The sequence below is a fragment of the Pseudomonas kitaguniensis genome (assembly GCF_009296165.1).
GTDB lineage: Bacteria > Pseudomonadota > Gammaproteobacteria > Pseudomonadales > Pseudomonadaceae > Aquipseudomonas > Aquipseudomonas kitaguniensis.
This window is the reverse complement of record NZ_VUAZ01000042.1, coordinates 46599-69400: the sequence shown is the minus strand read 5'-3', so window position 1 is coordinate 69400 and position 22802 is coordinate 46599. Positions and strand designations below refer to the sequence as shown.

The window sequence follows — 22802 nt, the reverse complement described above, 5'->3', positions numbered from 1 at the left end:
ATCCTTGTTTGTAGTTGTCACCAGCGAACAATCACCCTGTCATTCGCACAGGGTGACATCACTGATCCCACACACAGCAAGTGCCTTTCTCAGAATGAAGCCTCTGCTGTCCTACGACGTTATGGGTCGCGGAGCGTGCAGTAAATGCGTCAAAACTGACTGACCTTGTAGGTAATGGAGCCGCAAGCCGCAGTTCATTACTGTAGGAAAAGTAACGAATGAGGCTGTGGCCTTTTTCCTGGGGTCTGGGCGGATGCAATAACGGCGACGTATATGAACCGTCGCGTCAATGTTCCTTATTTGCCGCTTACGCTAACGCCATAGAAGGAGTTCAAGCCAAATGGGCTGATCTTGAAGTCCTGCACGGTATTGCGCATGGGTTGATACACCGTCGAGTGCGCGATAGGTGTCATCGGGACTGCATCTTTGAGGATATGTTGCGCCTGCTTGTACAGCTCGGTGCGTTTGGCGACATCCGACGTGGCCTTGGCTTCTTTCACGATGCCGTCGAATTTTTTGTCACACCATTTGGAGAAGTTGTTACCGGCCAGCGAGTCGCAGCCGAACAGCACGTTCAGCCAGTTGTCCGGGTCACCATTGTCGCCGCTCCAGCCAATGATCATGGCCTGGTTCTCACCACCTTTGGAGCGCTTGATGTACTCGCCCCACTCGTAGCTGGTGATTCTTACGTTCAGACCGATCTTCTTCCAGTCGTTTTGCAGCATTTCAGCCATCAGCTTGGCGTTCGGGTTGTACGGACGCTGAACCGGCATGGCCCACAAAACAATCTCGGTGCCTTCTTTGATGCCCGCTTCCTTGAGCAGCGCTTTGGCCTTCTCGGGGTCAAACTTGGCGTCTTTGATGGTGGTGTCATACGACCACTGGGTCGGCGGCATGGCATTGACTGCCAGTTGGCCTGCGCCCTGATACACGGAGTCGATGATCTGCTGCTTGTTTACCGACATGTCGAGTGCCTGACGCACGCGCAGGTCAGCCAGCGGGTTAGGCTGGTCGCTGCCCTTGACCTTGTCCATGACGTTGTACGCGATGTAGCCCAGGTTGAAACCAGCCTGATGCGGCAGTTTCAGGTCCTTGTCTTCGCCCAGCGCCTTAAGGTCGGCCGGACGCGGGAACAGGGTGACCTGGCATTCGTTTTTCTTGAGCTTCTGGATACGCACCGACGGGTCAGTGGTGATGGCGAAGATCAGGTTATCGATCTTCACGTCTTCAGGTTTCCAGTAATCCTTGTTGCCGGTGTAACGAATGTTCGAGTCTTTCTGGTAGCTCTTGAATACGAACGGGCCGGTACCGACTGGCTTCTGGTTGATATCGGCGGCTTTGCCTTCCTTCAACAGTTGGCCTGCGTATTCGGCGGACTGGATCGACGCGAAGCTCATGGCCAGGTTCTGGATGAAAGCCGCGTCCACGGTGCCAAGGGTGAACTTGACGGTGTGGTCATCGACTTTCTCGATGTTCTTGATGTTGGTGTCCATCCCCATGTCCGTGAAGTACGGGAACTCGGTGGGGTAGGCTTTGCGGAACGGATCGTCCTTGTTGATCATGCGGTTGAACGTGAACAGCACGTCATCTGCATTGAAGGTACGGGTCGGTTTGAAGTACGCGGTGGTGTGGAACTTCACGCCGTCGCGCAGGTGGAAGGTGTACGTCAGGCCGTCCGGCGACACGTCCCAGTTGGTCGCCAGCCCAGGAATCACAGCAGTGCCGCCGCGTTCGAACTGGGTCAGACGGTTGAACATGGTTTCGGCCGAAGCATCGAAGTCTGTTCCGGTGGTGTACTGGCCTGGGTCAAAACCGGCCGGGCTCCCTTCGGAGCAGAACACCAGGTTAGTCGCCGCGTGGGCGAATGGAGCGGCTGCCATAAGGCCAGCGCTCACTAAAAGCGGAAGGACTGCGTGTTTGAGCATGTTGGCCTCATGATTTGTTGTCATTTTTGATGGTGAGGGCGACCTCGTGAGTCGGCCTGCGGATACTTATGCAGGGGCCATACCCATTGCAAGATGCTGAACCGTTGCGAGGCTGAAAGTGTGGTACGAACGTACAGGAATGTCGCATTTATGAAAGTTTGTACATAAATGCATATATATATAGGTTTTTTTCGGTGCGTCAGGTGCACCGAAAAGGCCCAACCGAGGTCGTTTTCGCACTCGGTTGGGGCGTAGCTGTTACTTATCCAGACTGACACCGTAAAACGGCGTCAGTCCAAAGGGACTGATTTTGAAGTCGTGTACTTCCTTTCGAAGTGGCTGGAACACTGTGGAGTTCGCAATAGGCGTTATAGGTACCTGTTCCTTAAGAATTTTTTGCGCCTGTTGATACCACTTGATGCGCTGGTCGCGGTCGCTGCTGACTTTCGCTTGCTGTACCAGTTTGTCGTATTCAGGGTTACACCACTTGGCGTAGTTGCTGCCCTTGATTGCGGCACAACTGTAGAGCACGCCGAGCCAGTTATCCGGGTCACCGTTGTCGCCGGTCCAGCCATAAATCATCGCGTCGTGCTCGCCGTTTTTGGCGCGCTTGATGTACTCACCCCACTCATAGCTGACGATGTTGGCTTTGATGCCGACTTTCGCCCAATCCTGCTGAATCATTTGTGCCGACATGCGTGCATTCGGGTTGGACGCGCGCTGTACGGTCATCGCCCACAGGTTGATCGTGGTGCCGGGTGCAACGCCTGCTTCTTTCAGTAGCGCCCGCGCCTTGGTGGGGTCATAGGGTGCGTCTTTTATCGTCGGGTCATAAGACCACTGCGCGGGTGGTAGCGCGTTCTGCGCCAATTGCCCGGCGCTCTGGTAGACCGCCTTGATGATTGCCGGCTTGTCGATGGCCATGTCCAGCGCCTGGCGCACCTTGAGCTGGTCGAGTGGCGGATGGGTCACGTTGTACGCCAGAAAGCCCAGGTTGAACCCGGCTTGTTGCAGCACGCGCAGGTTCGGGTCTTGCTTCATTACGTCGATGTCGGCGGGGCGTGGGTAACCGCTGACCTGGCATTCGCCGGCCTTGAGTTTCTGCAAGCGCGAGGCGGCGTCCGGGGTGATCGCGAACACCAGGTTGTCGAGCTTCACATCGTCGGGTTTCCAATACTGTTTATTGGCGACGTAGCGAATCTGCGAGTCCTTCTGATAACGCTTGAACACAAATGGCCCGGTGCCCACGGGTTTTTGATTGATGTCCGAGGCGGCGCCTTCTTTTAAGAGTTTGGCGGCGTATTCGGCGGATTGCACAGAGGCAAAACTCATCGCCAAATTTTGCACAAACGAGGCATCGACGTTGTTCAGGTTGAAACGTACGGTGTGCTCGTCAAGTTTTTCGACGCTTTTGATCGTGGTGTTCAAACCCATGTCGGTGAAGTACGGCGACTCGGACGGGTAGGCCTTGCGAAACGGGCTGTTGGCATCCAGCAGGCGATTGAAAGTGAACAGCACGTCATCCGTGTTGAAGTCGCGGGTAGGGGTGAAGTAGTCGGTGGTGTGGAACTTGACGCCATCACGCAAATGGAAGGTGTAGGTCAGGCCGTCGTTGGATACATCCCAGCGTGTGGCCAGGCCAGGTTCGACTTCGGTGCCGCCTCGCTTGAACTGGGTCAGGCGGTTAAACACGGTTTCGGCCGAAGCATCGAAGTCAGTGCCGCTGGTGTACTGGCTGGGGTCGAAGCCGGCGGGGCTGGCTTCGGAGCAGTAGACCAGGGTGCTGGCGGCGTGGGCCATTGGCATGAGTGCCATCAAGCCTGCTGCGAGGAGGAGCGGTTTTAACGCGATTCTTTCCATGGAGACCCCTGAAATGGCAGGCCTATAAATGGCCTGAACAAAAACGACGGTCACCGAGGTTACCGCCGTTTAGGTGTGTCAGGTAGTCACGCGTTTATGCCAGGTTAGTAATAGTCGTAATGCTCAGGTTGAAAGGCGCGTTTTTCTCGATGATGTACGGGTTTGATTGTCCGTCGATATGATTGCTTTCAACAATGTGGAAGGTTCTGTGCGCACGGACCTCTATGTCGGGAATAACCTCGGCATCTTTATCCAGGTCGAGCAATATCATCACCGCCTCGTATTCGACCTGAGCTTCCTGGATCAGGGGGTCGTAGGTGATCACATAATGTGTGCCTGTGCCTCTGAAGCCAACATGATCTTGTAGTTGGTTAATTTTCAACTCAACCGAGGTCGGGGCGACACTGCCCTGATGCGCGACTTCGGAGATGCGTGAACGCAGGTTGGTGTCGGGTACAGCGTCTTCGAACTGCGAAAGGCGCTTGCGCAACGTTTCACCCTCAGCGGTGCCGGTGCCATCCAACTCCACAGTGGTATAACCATCCGGTTGCTTGATGCGGACGGTGTACTGGTCACGGTTCAAATCTTTTATAAAGTTGGGCGAATAGCTCGTGGCGCTGTGCTCGTTGGGTTGCGCCGTTTCGCTTGGGTAAACCTCGAAGTTATTTTCTTCGACGGTCGAGGACACCGTGAGCTTTCTTTTTAAGACGCCCGCCTCTTCAACGTTACTCACCGATTGTTCATAGGCCGTAGCGCTGTTGTATTTAAACACGGCATCAAACTTATCGGCGCCACTGGTTCTGGGATCGCCTAAAATTTCGAACGCGTCTGAAAATTTGGCGTCCGTCTTCAAATCGTTACTTGGGGTGGGCGATGGCGTGCGCTCCCATGGCCACTTACCCCCATTGTTACTCGCTGCTTGCCACTGCCCATCATTCGTCGCGTGAGCCGTAAGCACAGGTTTGCGCGTTTTGGGGTCAATAATTTGAACGTACTGGTCACTGAGTTTGAAATCACTTCTGATTTCATACACCCTGTTGGAGCCCGTGTCGTCGGTATAGCGGATAAACCAGTGGTCCCCGGCATTGGCAGCATCCTTGATCTGGTAAATGCCTTGGGTGTTGGGCGTGGCATGTTCAATCAGTTGCTCGCCGTTCGGCACCGCGTACTCGCTGATATTTCTTGCCTGGCTGGGCTGCAGTCGGTTAACGGTAGGCGGCGTGTCGTTTAACGTCGTGCCTATATCACTCTCGTTCGACGCCTTGGGCGCTCGCACTAAATTAAAATCGCTGGTCTGTTCATTAAATTTCCAGCCGTATTGCTGGGGCGTGGCGGGCTTAACGGCGCCCGGCAACTCACCCAGCCCCGTCTCTATTACAGAGGGCGCAAGTTCGTGTGCCAGTTGCAAGCCTGATATGACCGCTGCCGCATTGCCGCCCACCCGATCGTCGGCCGTCATGCCATGAAGGGAGTCATGAATGCCAAAGACGACATTGCCCGTGTTGCCCACGATAGGGACGTAACCGAAAGTGTTGCTCCACAGGTCTTTGGCGCCCTTCCAATTTTGCTGTGAGGAACCAAATACCTCAGTTTGGTCTGCCCACACTGCGTTTTTGGTGTTGACCGCCTGATAACTGGCAGCAATGCCGGTGTTCAAGTTACCGAAGTTTAAATAATAATCGGGATCGCGTGATTGGCTATAGTTGAAGGTTTCCCACACCGGTACATCTTTATCGGAGACGGGGCCGGAGCGCCCGCGGTAGGTGGCAAGGTTACCGATAATAAGGTTGTCGAGCACATCCGCAGCCTTTGGCCAGTGTGTGTCTCTGCCGCCTTGCCGGTCGCTGGCATTGAAACTACGCACTATTGCACTGCGGTTGTTTTTAGCCCAGTTGGCAAAGTCCTTATCACCGTGTATTTCATTGACCGTGCCATTCTTTAAATCAATCATCAGGCCTTTATTGGGGCGGTGATCGTAATCGCCGTGGTAGTTGGTCTCGGGCACAAAGGCATACCCGGCCATTGGGTAGCCGAATATATTGGGAATGACCACATTGCCGAGTTTATCAAGTGTGCGGTTGATTGCTTCTCGACTGCCAGGTGTCAGTTTTTCAAAGCTGGCCTTGTCGTCACGCAGGCTTTGCAAGGTGCCCCGTACTACATACGCGTCGGCTTTACCCGAGCGCTTTGCCAATGCACCCGACACATCCCGCAGGGGCTCGGATACCTCATTTTCCCAATGGTCCTGGAGTTTGCTGCCCACCGACTCCAGGTCCTCAATCCGGCGTTTGTCTTTTTGCTCGATATGCATGGAGTGGAAATTAATCGGACCGTCTCGCGGTACTTTATCGTGCGCCAGCGCACCCGCGGCAATTTCCCATGCAAAGTAGCTACGTTTATCACTGTTGGTCAGCGTCGTCGGGCTCCCTACGCCGACATAGGTGTTGAGCGTGACCGTGATTTTCTCCTGCGGGTCGAACCCTGCAGCCAATACCCCACCGCTGAAGTAACCCGCAGGCTGCAGGAACTGAAGACTTTGCTGGAATTTGAGATTGCTTTCGCCTTCGCTACCGCTTTCTATGGTGGCAAGCTGCTGCACGATACGACCCGCGTATGCTTCGGTCAGTTGCAGTCGCTCTTTTTGCGTCAAGTTGGTGTTGGGCGGCGTGGCTGTGGTTGACCCATAAATGACGTTCTTGGCCGCATCGGACTCATGCGTGGGGCCAGGCGCTGAGGCGTCAATGGACCGCGTGTGACGTGCAAAAGAGGGTGTTGAGGTAGTTGAGCCCGATTGCTCGGCGATTGAAGGTGGCAGGGGTATTGCTAACGGTTGTAATAGGTAAGACGGACTTATATTCATGGTCAGCTCGTTCTACTCATGGGGATAATAAAGAGGGTCGGTCAGTGCAACGTAATAGCGACGGTCGCGACGGTTTTATAGCGCAGAGTGAATGGGTGATTTTTAGTTTGAGCCCCTCATGATCTCGCCATCACTTTATTAGTGTTCGCGCTGCTGTCATTTATATAAATGACAAGAGTAAGCTACTCTAGTGATCATGCGTTACTGACAGATGGGTGGCCGTGTTAATGCGACTGGTTCCACACCAGGCTGCAAAAAAATTCATAAGTGCTGCCCTACAATCTTCGAAAAAAAGCCTACGCTTAGTCGCGAACATCGGACATATCGCTCAATGTTCAGTCGTACACTTAGTTAAAATTTCATGTAGCGACATCCAGCACTTTTAATGCGCTGCGGCGCTTTTTTGTAGGTGCCGTGGTTATAAAAAGAGGACGTTGCAGAGTGCGTCGAAGGCGCTGGGGGATTAAAGGTGTCAGGCGGCGGTTCAGCCAAGTCCGTTTCAATAAACTGCGCACAAAAAAACGGCGCAAACCTTTAGGTCGCGCCGCTTTTGTGTCGCAAAAAACCTTATTGCAGCACTTCAATCACCCCGTCGGCGCTCATGCTCACCTGGCTGGTACCTGCCTCCACTTGCGGCGTCGGCGCCGAATCCATCATGGCGGCTTTCAGCATCATCCCGCCGCGGGCGAATGGTTGTGGGTAGCCGTTGGTGTTGAAGTTCAGATTGACGATCTTGTAACCCTTGCCGCCCAGCGCATCGGTCGCCAATTGCGCGCGCGCCTTGAATGCGCCAACCGCTTCCTTGAGCAAGGCATCTTCGCTGGCCTTGCGTGTGGTGTCGGCGATCGCGAAGTCCATGTTTTCCATTTTCAGGGTATTCAGCAGCTCGCCGGTGAGCTTGGAGAGTGCCGGGAAGTCCGCGCTTTCCAGGCGCAGTTCGGCGCGTTCACGCCAGCCGGTGATCTTCTGGTTCTTGTTGTCGTAGATCGGGTAGCTGTTGCGGCTGCCCTGGCGCAGGGTCACGCCTTTGACTTCGCGGGCCTCGCCAAGCGTCTTGTTCATCGTAGTGGTGATTTCGGCGGCGAGCTTGGCCGGGTCGCTGTTCTGCGACTCGGTGTACAGCGTGACGATCATCTTGTCGCGGGCAACTTCTTGGCTGACCTCGGCGCGCAGGGAAATCTGGTTGTAATTCAAGGCATCGGCGGCCATGGCCGGAAGGCTGGCCACGGCGCTTGCGCTGAGGGTCAGAACGGCTGCAGTGCGAGTGAAACGAGACATGGAAGCTCCTTGAGGAATGCGTAGTGGGTATGACTGTAGACGGGAGTGTCGGGTTCTTCGGGTTTACACATTCACTACAGGTTGTCGTGGCGCCGACGAACGGTAGTTTGCCGGCCTGCGTCAAAGGGCCACACACCCAATGCCCGAGGCGGCGCTTCGTTTATACTCCTGCCGATCCGCCTGCAGCGCTCACCGGGAGAGCTCATGCTCGCCGCCGTAAAACTGACTTCCGCCACACGCCAGAACCTTTGGCGCCTGACGTTCATTCGCACCCTGGTACTGGCCGCACAGGCCGGCTCCGTCGGGCTCGCGTATTGGTTCGACCTGCTGGCGCTGCCGTGGCTGCCACTTGGCGTGACCCTCGGTTTCTCCACGGTGCTGTGTGTGTTCACGGCTATTCGGCTGCGTACCACATGGCCTGTGACCGAACTGGAATACGCCCTGCAACTGGCCTGCGATCTGTTTATTCACAGTGTGTTGCTTTATTTCTCAGGGGGTTCCACCAACCCCTTTGTTTCTTATTATCTGGTGCCATTGACCATCGCTGCCGTGACCTTGCCGTGGCGCTATTCGGTGGTGCTGTCGGGCATCGCGCTGACCCTGTACACGCTGCTGCTGGCGCGTTTCTACCCGCTGCAAACGTTCCCCATCGCGCGCGAAAACCTGCAGATCTACGGGATGTGGCTGAGCTTTGCGCTGTCTGCTGCGGTCATCACCTTCTTCGCCGCGCGCATGGCCGAAGAGCTGCGCCGTCAGGAAGAGTTGCGCGCCATTCGCCGGGAAGAGGGCCTGCGTGACCAGCAACTGCTGGCTGTCGCCACCCAAGCTGCCGGCGCCGCGCATGAACTCGGCACACCGCTGGCGACCATGAGCGTACTGCTCAAGGAAATGACCCAGGACCATCATGACCCGGCTTTGCAAGATGACCTCAGCGTGTTGCAGGAGCAGGTCAAGCAGTGCAAGCAGACCTTGCAGCAGTTGGTGCGCGCCGCCGAAGCCAACCGCCGCCTGGCGGTTGAAATGCAGGACGTGACCCGCTGGCTCGACGAGGCTTTGAACCGCTGGCACCTGATGCGCCCCGAGGCCAGTTACCGTTTCCACCTGCTGGGCCAGGGCAGCGTGCCGCGCATGGCGCCGCCGCCGGACCTGACTCAAGCGCTGCTCAACCTGTTGAACAACGCCGCCGACGCCTGCCCCGAAGGCCTCGGCGTTCAGCTCGACTGGGACGCGGAAAACGTCACCATCAGCATTCGTGACCACGGTGCGGGCGTGCCGTTGGCCATTGCCGAGCAAATCGGCAAGCCATTTTTTACCACCAAGGGCAAAGGCTTCGGCCTCGGCCTGTTTTTGAGCAAGGCCAGCGTGACCCGCGCGGGCGGCTCAGTGAAGCTCTATAGTCACGAGGAAGGCGGCACGCTCACCGAGCTGCGCCTGCCGCGTGTCGCACGAGGAGATATCGATGAGTGACGAGATCCAAGTCGAAGGCGAAGAACTGCCGCACCTGTTGCTGGTAGATGACGACGCCACCTTTACCCGCGTCATGGCGCGCGCCATGAGCCGTCGCGGCTTTCGCGTGAGCACCGCAGGCTCGGCCGAAGAAGGCCTGACCATCGCCCAGGCCGATCTGCCGGACTACGCCGCGCTCGACCTGAAAATGGACGGCGACTCCGGCCTGGTGTTGCTACCCAAGTTGCTGGAACTCGACCCGGAAATGCGCGTGGTAATCCTCACCGGTTATTCCAGCATTGCCACCGCCGTCGAAGCCATCAAGCGCGGCGCCTGCAACTACCTGTGCAAACCTGCGGATGCCGACGACGTGCTGGCGGCCTTGCTGTCCGAACACGCCGACCTCGACACGCTGGTGCCGGAAAACCCGATGTCGGTGGACCGCTTGCAGTGGGAGCACATCCAGCGCGTGTTGACCGAACACGAGGGCAATATCTCTGCCACCGCGCGCGCCCTCGGCATGCACCGGCGTACCCTGCAACGCAAGCTGCAGAAGCGCCCGGTACGTCGCTGAACGCCGGTTGAACGAACTGCTTCAGGCTGCACGGAGCCGTGAACCGATCGCTTAAGATCGGTTCCAACGCCTGTCATTTCCCCTATCGAGCCTGAAGAATGAATCAGAACGCTGAGTATTCCGCGGTCAATGACGCAGTGCGTGGGCAGTTTTTTCGCCGAACCTGGGCGATGATCACACCCTATTGGCGCAGCGAAGAGAAGGGCAAGGCCTGGTTGCTGCTGGCGGCCGTGATTGGCTTGTCGTTGTTCAGTGTGGCGATCTCCGTGTGGATCAACCATTGGTACAAAGACTTCTACAACGCCCTGGAAAAAAAGGACACGGCCGCCTTCTGGCAGTTGATCGGCTATTTTGGCGGTATCGCGGCGGTGGCCATTTTGGGGGCGGTGTACCGTTTGTACCTGACCCAAATGCTGACGATCCGCTGGCGTGCCTGGCTCACCGAAAAGCACTTTGCGCGCTGGCTTGCCGACAAAAATTACTACCAGCTGGAGCAGGGCGGTTATACCGATAACCCGGACCAGCGGATTTCCGAAGACCTCAATACCTTCACTTCCAGCACCTTGAGCCTCGGGCTCGGGCTGCTGCGCAACGTGGTCAGCCTGGTGTCGTTCTCGATCATCCTGTGGGGTGTATCGGGCAGCATCGAGGTATTTGGCATCACCATCCCCGGCTACATGTTCTGGTGCGCATTGCTTTACGCCGCCGTCGGCAGTTGGCTGACGCACCTGATTGGCCGTCGCCTGATCGGCCTGAGCAACCAACAACAACGCTTTGAAGCGGACTTGCGTTTCTCGATGGTGCGTGTGCGCGAGAACGCCGAGAGCATCGCCTTGTATAACGGCGAGCCGAATGAAAACCAGCGCCTGAGCGCGCGCTTCGGCAAGGTCTGGCACAACTTTTGGGACATCATGAAAGTGTCCAAGCGCCTGACCTTTTTCACCGCCGGCTACAGCCAGATCGCGATCATCTTCCCGTTTATCGTCGCCGCACCGCGTTACTTCACCGGCAAGATCGAGCTGGGCGAGCTGATGCAGATCAACTCGGCGTTCGGCAACGTGCAGGAGAATTTCAGCTGGTTTATCAGCGCGTACTCCGAGCTTGCCGGCTGGCGCGCGACCAGTGATCGTCTGCTCAGCTTCCAGCAGGCCATGCGCGAAAACGAGCAGCGCGCCCCGGCAATCGATGTGCGCCCCGAGGGCGAGCGCCTGGTGGTGAAAGACTTGGGCATGGACCTGGCCGATGGCCGCCACTTGCTCACAGGCGCCGAGATGATCGTGGAGCCGGGCCAGCGCGTCATACTCAGCGGGCGTTCCGGCAGCGGTAAAAGTACCTTGCTGCGCGCCATGGGCCATCTGTGGCCAGCGGGCCACGGCAGTATTCGCCTGCCTGCGGCACGTTACCTGTTCCTGCCGCAAAAGCCCTACTTGCCGATTGGTACGTTGAAGGCGGTGTTGAGTTATCCACAAGACGACAGCGTTTACCCGGCGCAACGTTATGCACAGGTACTGGAAACCTGCCGCTTGCCGCATCTGGTCAGCCGTCTTGATGAGGCCAACCACTGGCAACGCATGCTCTCGCCAGGCGAGCAGCAGCGCCTGGCCTTCGCCCGCGCGTTACTGTTTGCACCTCAGTGGCTGTATATGGACGAGGCCACGTCAGCGATGGATGAAGAGGATGAAGCGACTTTGTATCAAGCCTTGATTGATGAATTGCCGGGGCTGAGCATCGTCAGCGTCGGTCATCGCAGCAGCCTCAAGCGCTTCCATGGACGCCATGTGCGCATCGAGAGTGGCCAGCTTCAAGAACAGCAACCTGCTTAAGGCCAGACATGCCAGCGTGGAAGTTTGAGACCCAATGAAGTGGCCTTATGTGGGAGGGGGCTTGCTCCCGATGGCAATGGATCAGTCAGCACAGTTGTAGCTGACAGACCGCTATCGGGAGCAAGCCCCCTCCCACAGTAGCTCTTCGCTGTGCTTGCGACGGCGGCCCAATGAAGTGGCCTCATATGAAGTGTTGATGGATGAGTTGCCCGGGTTGGGCACTGTCCCCTCCCACAATGGATCTGCACAATGTCGGACACTGTGGCCCAACAAAAAAGCCCGGCTGATCATCGATCAGCCGGGCTTTTTGGTGCTTGAAAATGACTTACTTCTTCAAGCCGTAATGCTCATCCAGCATGCCTGGGGCGTTCGGCGTTTTTGGCGCGTAGTCCCGTGGTGGCTCCTGGTTTTCCCGCGGCGGGGTGAGGCGCTCGCGTGGAGCTTGCGGTGCATCGGAGTGCAACGCGGCCAGCAGACGCTGACGGGTGATGTCGTCGAGGGCCAGGCGGTTTGCGCCATCGGCGAGGTGATCCTGTACGTCCTGGTAGCTCTGAGTGAGCTTCTTGACCAGGGTTGCGGTGCTGTTGAAGTGGGTAACAACCTCGTTCTGATAACTGTCAAAACGTTCCTGAATGTCATCCAACTGACGCTGCGTGCGGTTAGGCGCGGCATTCGGCAGCAGGCGAGCAACCAGGAATCCAATGGCGACACCGGCAACCAGGGCAAGAGTCGGCAACAACCAAACTAAGAGCGAGTGTTCCACGAGTCCTTCCTCTATAAACGGCTTTGCTTTACGTTAACGGCTCGGACCTGCGCTGTATACCGCGATTAAGCTCGCAAGCATGCCATGCACAGACTTTTAGCTAGACGAGTCGACCCTTTGAGAGGTCACGGAGTTCATTCCTTGCTCATGCGTGAAACCCCCGTTCTGATCGATGGCCCGGTTGGCCAATTGGAAGCCCTGTACCTGGATCACCCCGAGCCACGTGGCCTGGCGCTGATCTGCCACCCTAACCCGGTGCAGGGTGGCACCATGCTGAATAAAGTTGTATCGACCCTGCAACGCACCGCCCGCGATGCTGGTTTGATTACTTTACGTTTCAATTACCGTGGCGTCGGTGCCAGCGCCGGCACGCACGACATGGCCACCGGTGAAGTCGACGATGCCGAAGCGGCCGTCACCTGGCTGCGCGAAAAACACCCGGATCTACCGATCACCTTGCTCGGGTTTTCCTTCGGCGGTTATGTGGCCGCCAGCCTCGGCGGGCGCCTGGAGGCCAAGGGCGAAAAACTGGCGCACCTGTTCATGGTCGCCGCTGCGGTGATGCGTCTGCGCGACAGCGACGTGCTGCCGCAAGGCTGCCCGTTGACGCTGATCCAGCCGCAAACCGATGAAGTGGTCGACCCGCAGCTTGTCTACGACTGGTCCGCTGCCTTGAATCGCCCCCATGAGCTGCTGAAAGTGGCAGAATGCGGGCACTTTTTTCATGGCAAGCTGACCGATCTCAAGGATCTGGTGCTGCCGCGCCTTTCGAATTGATAGCTGCCTGATAAGCGATTACCCATGACCACTCGTACCCGTATTCTCACCGGCATTACCACCACCGGCACGCCGCACCTGGGCAACTACGCCGGTGCGATTCGCCCGGCTATCCTCGCCAGCCAGGACGCGAATGCCGACTCTTTCTACTTCCTGGCCGACTACCACGCCCTGATCAAATGTGATGACCCGCAGCGCATTCAGCGCTCGCGTATGGAAATCGCCGCGACCTGGCTGGCCGGTGGCCTGGATGTGAATCGGGTGACGTTCTACCGTCAGTCCGACATCCCTGAAATCCCCGAGCTGACCTGGCTGCTGACCTGCGTTGCCGCCAAGGGCCTGCTCAACCGCGCCCACGCCTACAAGGCCTCGGTGGACAAAAACGTCGAAACCGGCGAAGACCCGGACGCGGGCATCACCATGGGCCTGTACAGTTACCCGGTGCTGATGGCAGCGGACATTTTGATGTTCAACGCGCACAAAGTGCCGGTGGGCCGCGACCAGATCCAGCACGTGGAGATGGCCCGCGACATCGGCCAGCGCTTCAACCACCTGTTCGGCAAGGGCAAAGAATTTTTCACTATGCCCGAGGCGTTGATCGAAGAAAGCGTCGCCACCTTGCCGGGCCTCGACGGTCGCAAGATGTCGAAGAGCTACGACAACACCATCCCGTTGTTCACCAGCGCCAAGGAAATGAAAGACGCCATCTCGCGCATCGTCACCGATTCGCGCGCGCCCGGCGAAGCCAAAGACCCGGACACCTCGCACCTGTTCACCCTGTACCAGGCGTTTGCCAGCCAGGCGCAGGAACAAGCGTTCCGCGCTGAACTGCTGCAAGGCCTGGGCTGGGGCGAGGCTAAAAATCGCTTGTTCCAACTGCTTGATGGCCAGTTGGGCGAAGCGCGTGAGCGCTATCACGAACTGATGTCGCGCCCATCGGACATGGAAGACCTGCTGCTGGTCGGCGCCAAAAAAGCCCGCGCGTCGCGGCGCCGTTCCTCGCCGAGCTGCGTGAGGCGGTGGGCCTGCGCACGTTCGTCGAGCCGGCGGCTGCGCCGGTCAGTGCTAAAAAGAAAGCCGCGAAAGCCGCACGGTTTGTGAGCTTTCGCGAAGACGACGGCAGCTTCCGTTTCCGTTTGCTGGCCGCCGATGGCGAGCAACTGCTGTTGTCACGCAACTTTGCCGACGGTAAAGCGGCTGGCGCAGTGACCAAGCAGTTGCAAAACGGCGACGCGCTGGACGTGCGCACAGAGGCCCAACGCTTCAGCGTATGGCTGGACGGCGCTGCGGTGGCCGACAGTGCCGTGTTTGCCGACGAAGCGTCGCGTGATACCGCCATTGCCGCGTTGCGCGTTGCGTTGACCCCAACCGAGGATTAACCCGACCAAGGGTTGATTGCCATTATGCAGGGCCGTCGTTACAGTGACGGCCCGTTTTTGTTGCCTTGCTAACGAAATTATGACGCCCCTAGAACGATATCAAGCTGATCTGAAACGCCCTGAATTCTTCCATGACGCTGCCCAGGAAAACGCGGTGCGGCATCTGCAGCGCCTGTACGACGACCTGGTCGCGGCCTCGCAGAACAAGCCAGGGTTGCTCGGCAAGCTGTTTGGCAAAAAAGACCACACGCCGGTCAAAGGCCTGTACTTCTGGGGTGGCGTCGGCCGCGGGAAGACCTACCTGGTAGACACTTTCTTCGAAGCGCTGCCATTCAAGGAAAAGGTGCGCACGCACTTTCACCGCTTCATGAAGCGTGTGCACGAAGAGATGAAAACCCTGCCGGGCGAGAAAAACCCGCTGACCATCATCGCCAAGCGGTTCTCCGACGAAGCGCGGGTGATCTGCTTCGATGAGTTTTTCGTCTCCGACATCACCGATGCCATGATCCTTGGCACCCTGATGGAAGAGCTGTTCAAGAACGGCGTGACCCTGGTTGCCACGTCGAACATCGTGCCCGACGGCCTGTACAAGGACGGCCTGCAACGTGCGCGCTTCCTGCCGGCCATCGCGCTGATCAAGCAGAATACCGAGATCGTCAACGTCGACAGTGGCGTCGACTATCGCCTGCGTCACCTTGAGCAGGCCGAACTGTTCCACTTCCCGCTGAACGAAGCAGCGCATGAAAGCTTGAAGAAAAGCTTCCGAGCGCTCACGCCGGAATGCACGCAGGCGGTGGAAAACGACAAGCTGATGATCGAGAACCGCGAAATTATCGCGCTGCGTACCTGCGATGACGTGGCCTGGTTCGAATTCCGTCAACTGTGCGACGGCCCGCGCAGCCAGAACGACTACATCGAATTGGGCAAGATCTTCCACGCGGTGATCTTGAGCGGCGTGGAGCAGATGAGCGTCACCACTGACGACATCGCGCGCCGTTTTATCAACATGGTCGACGAGTTCTACGACCGTAACGTCAAGTTGATTATTTCGGCGGAAGTCGAGCTCAAAGACCTCTACACCGGCGGTCGCTTGAATTTCGAATTCCAGCGCACGTTGAGCCGCTTGCTGGAAATGCAGTCCCACGAGTTCCTGTCGCGCGGGCACAAGCCGTAAACACGACACCGTAAAAAATGGGGGAGGGAGCAATCCCCTCCCGCATTGGGTTCAGGCGGCCTGCTGGAACTGCTGGCGGTACTGGTTCGGCGACAGCTCGGTGTGTTGCCTGAACAGCCGCGCAAAAAAGCTCGCATCGTCATAACCCACCTCATAACTGATGGTCTTGATGCTTTTGCGGCTGCCCGAGAGCAGCCCTTTGGCCGTCTCGATACGCAGGCGTTGCAAGTAGTGCAGCGGCTTGTCACCCGTGGCGCTCTGGAAGCGGCGCATGAAGTTGCGGATGCTCATGCCGTGTTCGCGGGCGACGTCTTCGAAACGAAACTTGTCGGCAAAATGCTCTTCAAGCCAGTGTTGAATTTGCAGGATGATCACGTCCTGATGCAGCTTCTGCCCACCAAAACCAATGCGCCCTGGCGCGTAGCTGCGCTGCACTTCGTAGAGAATGTCGCGGGCCACGGCCTGGGCGATGGTGGCGCCGCAGAAACGTTCGATCAGGTAGATGTAGAGGTCGCATGCCGAGGTGGTGCCGCCGGCGCAATACAGGTTGTCGGCGTCGGTCAGGTGTTTGTCCTGATTGAGCTGCACCTTGGGGAAGCGTTCGCTGAAGGCCTTGAAGAAGCGCCAGTAAGTGGTTGCCTCCTTGCCATCCAGCAGCCCGGCTTCGGCCAGCCAGAATACGCCAGTGGCTTCACCGCAGAGTACCGCGCCGCGGGCGTGTTGTTCGCGCAGCCAGGGCAGCACTTGCGGGTAGCGCGCGCACATGGCGTCGAAATCGTCCCAGAAGGCCGGTAGCACGATGATGTCGGCGTCTTCCAGGCCGCCGTCGACCGGCATGATCACGTCGCTGAAGCTGCGCACTGATTGCCCGTCGGGGCTGACCAGGCGCGTTTCGAACGCGGGGATGAGGCCCAGGCCTTGCTGTTTGCCGTAACGCAGGCTGGCCAGGTGGAAGAAATCCTTGGCTTGCATCAGGGTTGAAGCGAATACCCGATCAATCGCCAAAATGCTGACGCGCCGTAAAGGCGTGGAGATTTGGTTGGACATAATTTCATTTATTCTTATAGGGGAAAGTGGTCACCAGACGGCTGGATCGTCTTATTTTTTACCCCGTGTGTCCAGTGCCCCATGCTGTCATCGGGGGCATCGGCTCCGTTTGATGAGGGTTCCCCGCCTGGGAACCCTCAGTTAGCGATTAAGGCGCAGGGTTTGGATGATCCTTCTGAATTGCCTCAATCCCCTCCAGCACCTCTTTGGAGAGTTTCAGGTCGGCACTGGCGATGTTGCTGTCCAACTGCGCAAGGCTGGTTGCACCGATGATATTGCTGGTCACAAACGGCTGTTGCGTGACGAATGCCAGGGCCATTTGCGCCGGGTCCAGGCCGTGCTCGCGCGCCAGTGCCACGTAACGGCTGCACGCGGCTTCCGACTGCGGGTTGAAGTAGCGGCTGAAGCGGCTGTATTCAGTCAGGCGGGCTTTTGCCGGGCGGGCGCCGCCTTCGTACTTGCCGCTGAGCATGCCGAACGCCAGCGGCGAATACGCCAGCAAGCCGCATTGTTCGCGAATGGCGACTTCCGCCAGGCCCACTTCAAAGCTGCGGTTGAGCAGGTTGTAGGGGTTCTGGATCGACACGGCGCGGCTCCAGCCACGGGCTTCGGCCAGGGCCAGGAACTTCATGGTGCCCCACGGGGTTTCGTTGGACAGGCCAATGTGGCGGATTTTGCCGGCCTTTACCTGTTCGTCCAGCGCTTCGAGGGTTTCTTCCAGTGGCGTGAGGTCGTCTTCGTCCTTGTGTGTGTAGCTCAGTTGGCCGAAAAAGTTGGTGCTGCGCTCGGGCCAGTGCAACTGGTAGAGGTCGATCCAGTCGGTTTGCAGGCGCTTGAGGCTGGCGTCGAGGGCTTCGACGATGTGTTTACGGTTGTGGCGCAGGTAGCCATCGCGAATGTAGTCGATGGTATTGCCGGGGCCTGCGATTTTGCTGGCGAGCACCCAGTCGGCACGGTCACCGCGGCTTTTGAAGTAATTGCCGATGTAACGCTCGGTGGTGGCATAGGTGTCGGCCTTGGGCGGCACCGGGTACATTTCCGCCGTGTCGAGGAAGTTGATCCCTGCGGCTTTGGCCCGCTCGATCTGTGCAAAGGCCTCTGCTTCGCTGTTCTGCTCGCCCCACGTCATGGTGCCCAGGGCAATCGCGCTTACGTTCAGATCGGTTCGGCCCAGCTGTCGATAATCCATCAGGTGCTCCTTCGGGGAAAACAATCATAAAAGCAGGTTGAAATTTTTTTCGCAATCTGCATAATTGCCCACCTCTTTCTGCAGTGGAAGTGATGCGCCGCCTGCCGAAGAATCTTGCCGTTGAACGGACGCGCCGACCCGAGCCCCCGATAGCGTCTGTATCCGGCTGCCTTTGACTTGTCAAAGTACGCACTATTCAGTAAGATCCGCCGTCTAATTTACAGGGCGGCCCCTGAGGCTATTAAAGAATGACAACTTTTACTGCAAAACCGGACACAGTCCAGCGCGACTGGTTTATCGTCGACGCCGCTGGTCAGACTCTGGGTCGTCTGGCCACTGAAGTCGCCAGCCGTCTGCGTGGCAAGCACAAGCCTGAGTACACCCCTCACGTTGATACCGGTGACTACATTGTCATCATCAACGCCGAGCAGGTACGTGTTACCGGCAACAAAGCGCAAGACAAAATGTACTACCGTCACTCCGGTTTCCCAGGCGGCATCAAGTCTTCCAACTTTGAAGGCCTGATCTCCAAGAAGCCTGAGGCCCCGATTGAAATCGCGGTTAAAGGTATGCTGCCGAAGGGCCCACTGGGTCGCGATATGTTTCGCAAGCTGAAAGTCTATGCGGGCGCTGTACACCCTCATGCTGCTCAGCAGCCCCAAGAACTGAAGTTTTAACGGAATAGTTCATTATGTCGGCGACTCAAAATTACGGCACTGGCCGTCGCAAAACCGCTACCGCACGTGTTTTCCTGCGTCCGGGTACTGGTAACATCTCGATCAACAACCGCACTCTGGAAAATTTCTTCGGTCGCGAAACTGCCCGCATGGTAGTTCGTCAGCCGCTGGAACTGACCGAGACAGTTGAAAAGTTCGACATCTACGTCACCGTTATCGGTGGCGGTGTAAGTGGTCAAGCTGGCGCAATCCGCCACGGTATCACTCGCGCTCTGATGCAGTACGACGAAACCCTGCGTGGCGCTCTGCGCAAAGCTGGCTTCGTAACTCGCGATGCTCGTGAAGTTGAACGTAAGAAAGTCGGTCTGCGTAAAGCGCGTAAGCGTCCGCAGTACTCGAAGCGTTAATTCGCTTTACGTTCCACAAAAACGCCCAGCCTCCTCACGGAGCTGGGCGTTTTTTATTGCCTGCGATTTGTGCATACCTTTGGCCGTGACAACGTGCCACATCCGTAGACACCCTATACTGCAAGGCCTGGAGCCGCGCTGCGGGGTAATTCCCTTGTAAGTGTGTGGGCTTTTCATTACCATCCTGCAAAATTTTTATAAGTTCAGCGTTAATACTTAGTAGACGCCTGATTTAACAGGCCAAAAAGCTGATGGGAGAGGACTGAATGAGCAATGACGGCGTGAATGCAGGCCGGCGTCGCTTCTTGGTAGCCGCCACGTCCGTGGTGGGTGCTGCAGGAGCGGTGGGGGCTGCGGTCCCGTTCGTGGGGTCATGGTTTCCCAGTGCCAAGGCGAAAGCCGCAGGTGCACCGGTGAAGGTGAATGTCAGTAAGGTCGAGCCAGGTCAGCAAATGATTGCTGAGTGGCGCGGTCAGCCGGTTTTCATTGTTCGTCGTACTGAAGAAATCCTCGGGAATCTGAAGAAAATCGAAGGCCAGTTGTCTGACCCCGACTCAAAGAATTCCGACCAGCCCGCCTACGTTGATAAGGAAGTCCGTTCGATCAAACCAGAGATTCTGCTGCTGATCGGTATCTGCACCCACCTCGGCTGCTCGCCAACCTTCCGCCCTGAAGTTGCGCCTGCCGACCTCGGCAAAGACTGGGTCGGCGGTTACTTCTGCCCTTGCCACGGCTCCCACTACGACCTGGCCGGCCGCGTCTATAAGTCCCAACCTGCACCTTTGAACCTGCCGGTTCCGCCACATCATTACGAGACTGACAATGTCATTGTCATTGGCGTCGACGAGGGGGAGAAAGCCTGATGAGCAAGTTCATGGATTGGGTGGATGCACGCTTCCCGGCGACCAAAATGTGGGAAGACCACCTCAGCAAATATTACGCGCCAAAAAACTTCAACTTCTTCTACTTCTTCGGTTCACTGGCACTGCTGGTGCTGGTCAACCAGATCATCACCGGCGTGTGGTTGACGATGAGTTACACGCCCTCGGCAGAGGAGGCGTTCGCCTCTGTTGAGTACATCATGCGTGACGTCGAGTACGGCTCGATCCTGCGCTTGCTGCACTCTACCGGCGCGTCGGCGTTCTTTATCGTGGTTTACATGCACATGTTCCGTGGCTTGCTCTACGGCTCGTACCAGAAGCCGCGTGAGCTGGTGTGGGTGTTCGGCATGCTGATTTACCTGGCGCTGATGGCCGAAGCGTTCATGGGTTACCTGCTGCCGTGGGGCCAAATGTCGTACTGGGGCGCACAGGTGATCATCTCGCTGTTCGGTGCGATCCCGGTCATCGGCAACGACCTGACCCAGTGGATTCGGGGTGACTACCTGATCTCCGGCATCACCCTGAACCGCTTTTTTGCGCTGCACGTGGTGGCGCTGCCGATCGTGATTCTTGGCCTGGTGGTGCTGCACATCCTGGCGCTGCACGAGGTGGGCTCCAACAACCCGGACGGCGTCGACATCAAGAAGTACAAAGACGAAAACGGCATCCCGCTGGATGGCATTCCGTTCCACCCGTACTACACCGTGAAAGACATTGTGGGTGTGGTGGTGTTCTTGTTTGTGTTCTGCTCGATCGTGTTCTTTTTCCCGGAGATGGGCGGGTATTTCCTCGAGAAGCCCAACTTTGAGCAAGCCAACGCGTTCAAGACGCCTGAGCACATTGCCCCGGTCTGGTACTTCACGCCGTTCTACGCGATCTTGCGCGCGATTCCCGACAAGCTCATGGGCGTGATCGCCATGGGCGCCGCCATTGCGGTGTTGTTCGTGCTGCCGTGGCTCGACCGAAGCCCGGTCAAATCGATGCGCTACAAGGGCTGGCTGAGCAAAATCTGGCTGTGGGTATTCTGCATTTCGTTCGTGATCCTGGGCGTGTTGGGCGTATTGGCGCCAACCCCTGAGCGTACATTGCTGTCGCAGGTCTGCACCTTCCTGTACTTCGCCTACTTCATTCTGATGCCGTTCTACACCCGGCTCGAGAAGACCAAACCGGTTCCGGAAAGGGTGACTGGCTGATGAAAAAATTATTGGTTGCACTCGTGTTTGCGGCGCTGCCGCTGCTGTCCTTCGCGGCCGAGCATGGCGCGGAACTCGAAAAAGTCGATATTGATGTGTCCGACAAGGCCGCCATGCAGGATGGTTTGCGTACCTTCACCAACTACTGCATGGGCTGCCACAGCGCCAAGTTCCAACGCTACGAGCGTGTTGCCGATGACTTGGGCATCCCGCATGACGTAATGCTCAGCCACGCGGTGTTCACCGGCGCAAAAATCGGCGACCACATGAGCATCGGCATGCAACCGGCAGACGCCAAGGCCTGGTTCGGTGCGGCACCGCCAGACCTGACCCTGGTGGCGCGTGTGCGCGGCACTGACTGGCTCTACGGTTACCTGAAATCGTTCTACGAAGACCCGGCGCGGCCGTATGGCGTGAACAACAAAGTCTTCCCGAATGTCGGTATGCCTAACGTTCTTGTCGGCCTGCAGGGTCGCCAAGTGGTAGGATGCAAGCAGGTTCAGGTCGTTGAAGACGGCAAGAAGCAATATGATCCGTTGACCGGCACGCCTCTGACACATGAAGCATGCGATCAACTGACTATATTGCCCAAGACCGGTACGCTGAACGCAGAGCAGTTTGACGAGAAGGTCAAGAATCTGGTGACCTTCCTGGCTTACTCGGCCAACCCGGTCAAACTGCAACATCAGCGCATCGGTACGTATGTGTTGCTCTACCTGGCCTTCTTCTTCGTATTCGCTTACCTGCTTAAACGCGAATACTGGAAGGATGTGCATTGATCCAACCGTAAGCAATTGCTGTTAATCTTGCGCGCCCAGCGGCATCTCTGAACACGTAGCGCTCTGGTTCAACCAGGCACTGCAGGGATGCTCTCTGGGCGCGCTCGTTTTTGAGCTTTCGATAATTTCAACAAGCGAGGAGGACCGCCATGGGCGTGACCAACCGGTTGGCCTGTTACTCCGACCCCGCCGACCACTATTCCCACCGAGTACGCATCGTGCTCGCAGAGAAGGGTGTCAGCGCCGAGATCATCAGTGTGGAGGTGGGTCGTCATCCGCCGAAACTGATCGAAGTGAACCCTTACGGCAGCTTGCCCACCCTGGTCGATCGTGACCTGGCGTTGTGGGAGTCAACCGTGGTGATGGAATACCTGGATGAGCGTTACCCGCATCCGCCTTTGCTGCCGGTGTATCCGGTGGCACGTGCCAACAGCCGCCTGCTGATCCATCGGATCCAGCGTGACTGGTGCGGGCTGGTGGATGTGATTCTGGATTCACGCAGTAAAGAAGCCGCCCGCGTTGTGGCGCGCAAGGAATTGCGCGAGAGCCTGACCGGTGTTTCGCCGCTGTTCGCCGACAAACCTTTTTTCCTCAGTGAGGAACAAAGCCTGGTGGATTGCTGCCTACTCCCCATACTCTGGCGCTTGCCGATTATGGGTATTGAACTGCCGCGGCCAGCCAAGCCGCTGCTTGATTACATGGAGCGCCAGTTTGCGCGTGAGGCTTTCCAGGCGAGTCTGTCTGGTGTCGAACGCGATATGCGCTAAGGC

Annotated in this window: 18 protein-coding genes and 1 pseudogene; 12 read left to right on the top strand and 7 right to left on the bottom strand. The window is 57.4% G+C overall.

The window, feature by feature from the left end; translation table 11 throughout:
• Nucleotides 1-296 precede the first annotated feature (296 nt).
• From F0169_RS08435 to F0169_RS08420, 4 genes are all read right to left on the bottom strand, one after another.
• Complete coding sequence (locus tag F0169_RS08435; protein ID WP_152746226.1) at nucleotides 297-1925, bottom strand: ABC transporter substrate-binding protein; 1629 nt, start codon at nucleotides 1923-1925, stop codon at nucleotides 297-299.
• Nucleotides 1926-2183: 258 nt separating this feature from the next.
• A complete protein-coding gene (locus F0169_RS08430) occupies nucleotides 2184-3785 on the bottom strand; it encodes an ABC transporter substrate-binding protein (RefSeq protein WP_152746225.1) in 1602 nt (533 codons plus the stop codon).
• Nucleotides 3786-3879: 94 nt separating this feature from the next.
• Nucleotides 3880-6645, bottom strand: coding sequence for a hypothetical protein (locus F0169_RS08425; RefSeq protein WP_172979370.1), 2766 nt, complete (start codon nucleotides 6643-6645; stop codon nucleotides 3880-3882).
• A gap of 567 nt (nucleotides 6646-7212) precedes the next feature.
• Nucleotides 7213-7923 carry an SIMPL domain-containing protein gene (locus tag F0169_RS08420; RefSeq protein WP_152746224.1) on the bottom strand — a complete coding sequence of 237 codons (711 nt, stop codon included), beginning with the start codon at nucleotides 7921-7923 and terminating at the stop codon, nucleotides 7213-7215.
• Nucleotides 7924-8127: 204 nt separating this feature from the next.
• Between F0169_RS08420 and F0169_RS08415 the strand changes: the two genes are divergently transcribed.
• From F0169_RS08415 to F0169_RS08405, 3 genes are all read left to right on the top strand, one after another.
• Nucleotides 8128-9390, top strand: coding sequence for an ATP-binding protein (locus F0169_RS08415; RefSeq protein ID WP_058414366.1), 1263 nt, complete (start codon nucleotides 8128-8130; stop codon nucleotides 9388-9390).
• The gene (locus F0169_RS08410; RefSeq protein WP_003171731.1) at nucleotides 9383-9943 is read left to right on the top strand and encodes a response regulator transcription factor; all 561 of its coding nucleotides are present in this window, start codon (nucleotides 9383-9385) and stop codon (nucleotides 9941-9943) included. The genes F0169_RS08415 and F0169_RS08410 overlap by 8 nt, the downstream gene beginning before the upstream one ends.
• 98 nt (nucleotides 9944-10041) lie before the next feature.
• Nucleotides 10042-11766, top strand: coding sequence for an ABC transporter ATP-binding protein/permease (locus F0169_RS08405; protein ID WP_152746223.1), 1725 nt, complete (start codon nucleotides 10042-10044; stop codon nucleotides 11764-11766).
• 325 nt (nucleotides 11767-12091) lie between these two features.
• Here F0169_RS08405 and F0169_RS08400 read toward each other — a convergent pair whose 3' ends face one another.
• The gene (locus tag F0169_RS08400; RefSeq protein WP_004372274.1) at nucleotides 12092-12529 is read right to left on the bottom strand and encodes a Z-ring associated ZapG family protein; all 438 of its coding nucleotides are present in this window, start codon (nucleotides 12527-12529) and stop codon (nucleotides 12092-12094) included.
• A gap of 147 nt (nucleotides 12530-12676) precedes the next feature.
• Here F0169_RS08400 and F0169_RS08395 point away from each other — a divergent pair, with 147 nt between their 5' ends.
• The 3 genes and pseudogenes from F0169_RS08395 to zapE all read left to right on the top strand — a co-directional run bounded on the left by F0169_RS08395 (nucleotide 12677) and on the right by zapE (nucleotide 15859).
• The gene (locus F0169_RS08395; protein ID WP_152746222.1) at nucleotides 12677-13306 is read left to right on the top strand and encodes an alpha/beta hydrolase; all 630 of its coding nucleotides are present in this window, start codon (nucleotides 12677-12679) and stop codon (nucleotides 13304-13306) included.
• 24 nt (nucleotides 13307-13330) lie between these two features.
• Nucleotides 13331-14685 (top strand): annotated as a pseudogene (locus F0169_RS08390) (tryptophan--tRNA ligase).
• A 79-nt stretch (nucleotides 14686-14764) separates the two neighbouring features.
• The gene (zapE, locus tag F0169_RS08385; protein WP_122250501.1) at nucleotides 14765-15859 is read left to right on the top strand and encodes a cell division protein ZapE; all 1095 of its coding nucleotides are present in this window, start codon (nucleotides 14765-14767) and stop codon (nucleotides 15857-15859) included.
• 51 nt (nucleotides 15860-15910) lie between these two features.
• On the opposite strand, the gene F0169_RS08380 is transcribed toward zapE, so the two are convergent.
• A complete protein-coding gene (locus tag F0169_RS08380) occupies nucleotides 15911-16807 on the bottom strand; it encodes a GlxA family transcriptional regulator (RefSeq protein WP_172979374.1) in 897 nt (298 codons plus the stop codon).
• A 247-nt stretch (nucleotides 16808-17054) separates the two neighbouring features.
• The gene (locus F0169_RS08375; protein ID WP_122250500.1) at nucleotides 17055-18095 is read right to left on the bottom strand and encodes an NADP(H)-dependent aldo-keto reductase; all 1041 of its coding nucleotides are present in this window, start codon (nucleotides 18093-18095) and stop codon (nucleotides 17055-17057) included.
• 248 nt (nucleotides 18096-18343) lie between these two features.
• On the opposite strand from F0169_RS08375, the gene rplM reads away from it, so the two are divergent.
• From rplM to F0169_RS08345, 6 genes are all read left to right on the top strand, one after another.
• Nucleotides 18344-18772, top strand: coding sequence for a 50S ribosomal protein L13 (rplM, locus tag F0169_RS08370; protein WP_058414360.1), 429 nt, complete (start codon nucleotides 18344-18346; stop codon nucleotides 18770-18772).
• 14 nt (nucleotides 18773-18786) lie between these two features.
• Nucleotides 18787-19179, top strand: a complete 393-nt coding sequence (rpsI, locus tag F0169_RS08365; RefSeq protein WP_003216038.1) for a 30S ribosomal protein S9 — start codon at nucleotides 18787-18789, stop codon at nucleotides 19177-19179.
• A gap of 266 nt (nucleotides 19180-19445) precedes the next feature.
• On the top strand, nucleotides 19446-20042 hold the full coding sequence (petA, locus tag F0169_RS08360) for a ubiquinol-cytochrome c reductase iron-sulfur subunit (protein ID WP_058414359.1): 597 nt from the start codon (nucleotides 19446-19448) through the stop codon (nucleotides 20040-20042).
• Complete coding sequence (locus F0169_RS08355) at nucleotides 20042-21253, top strand: cytochrome b (protein ID WP_058414358.1); 1212 nt, start codon at nucleotides 20042-20044, stop codon at nucleotides 21251-21253. Before petA ends, F0169_RS08355 begins: the two co-directional genes overlap by 1 nt.
• Entirely contained in the window at nucleotides 21253-22032 is a 780-nt protein-coding gene (locus tag F0169_RS08350) for a cytochrome c1 (RefSeq protein ID WP_058414357.1), read from the top strand. Before F0169_RS08355 ends, F0169_RS08350 begins: the two co-directional genes overlap by 1 nt.
• Before the next feature lie 149 nt (nucleotides 22033-22181).
• A complete protein-coding gene (locus tag F0169_RS08345; RefSeq protein ID WP_058414356.1) occupies nucleotides 22182-22799 on the top strand; it encodes a glutathione S-transferase N-terminal domain-containing protein in 618 nt (205 codons plus the stop codon).
• Nucleotides 22800-22802 lie beyond the last annotated feature (3 nt).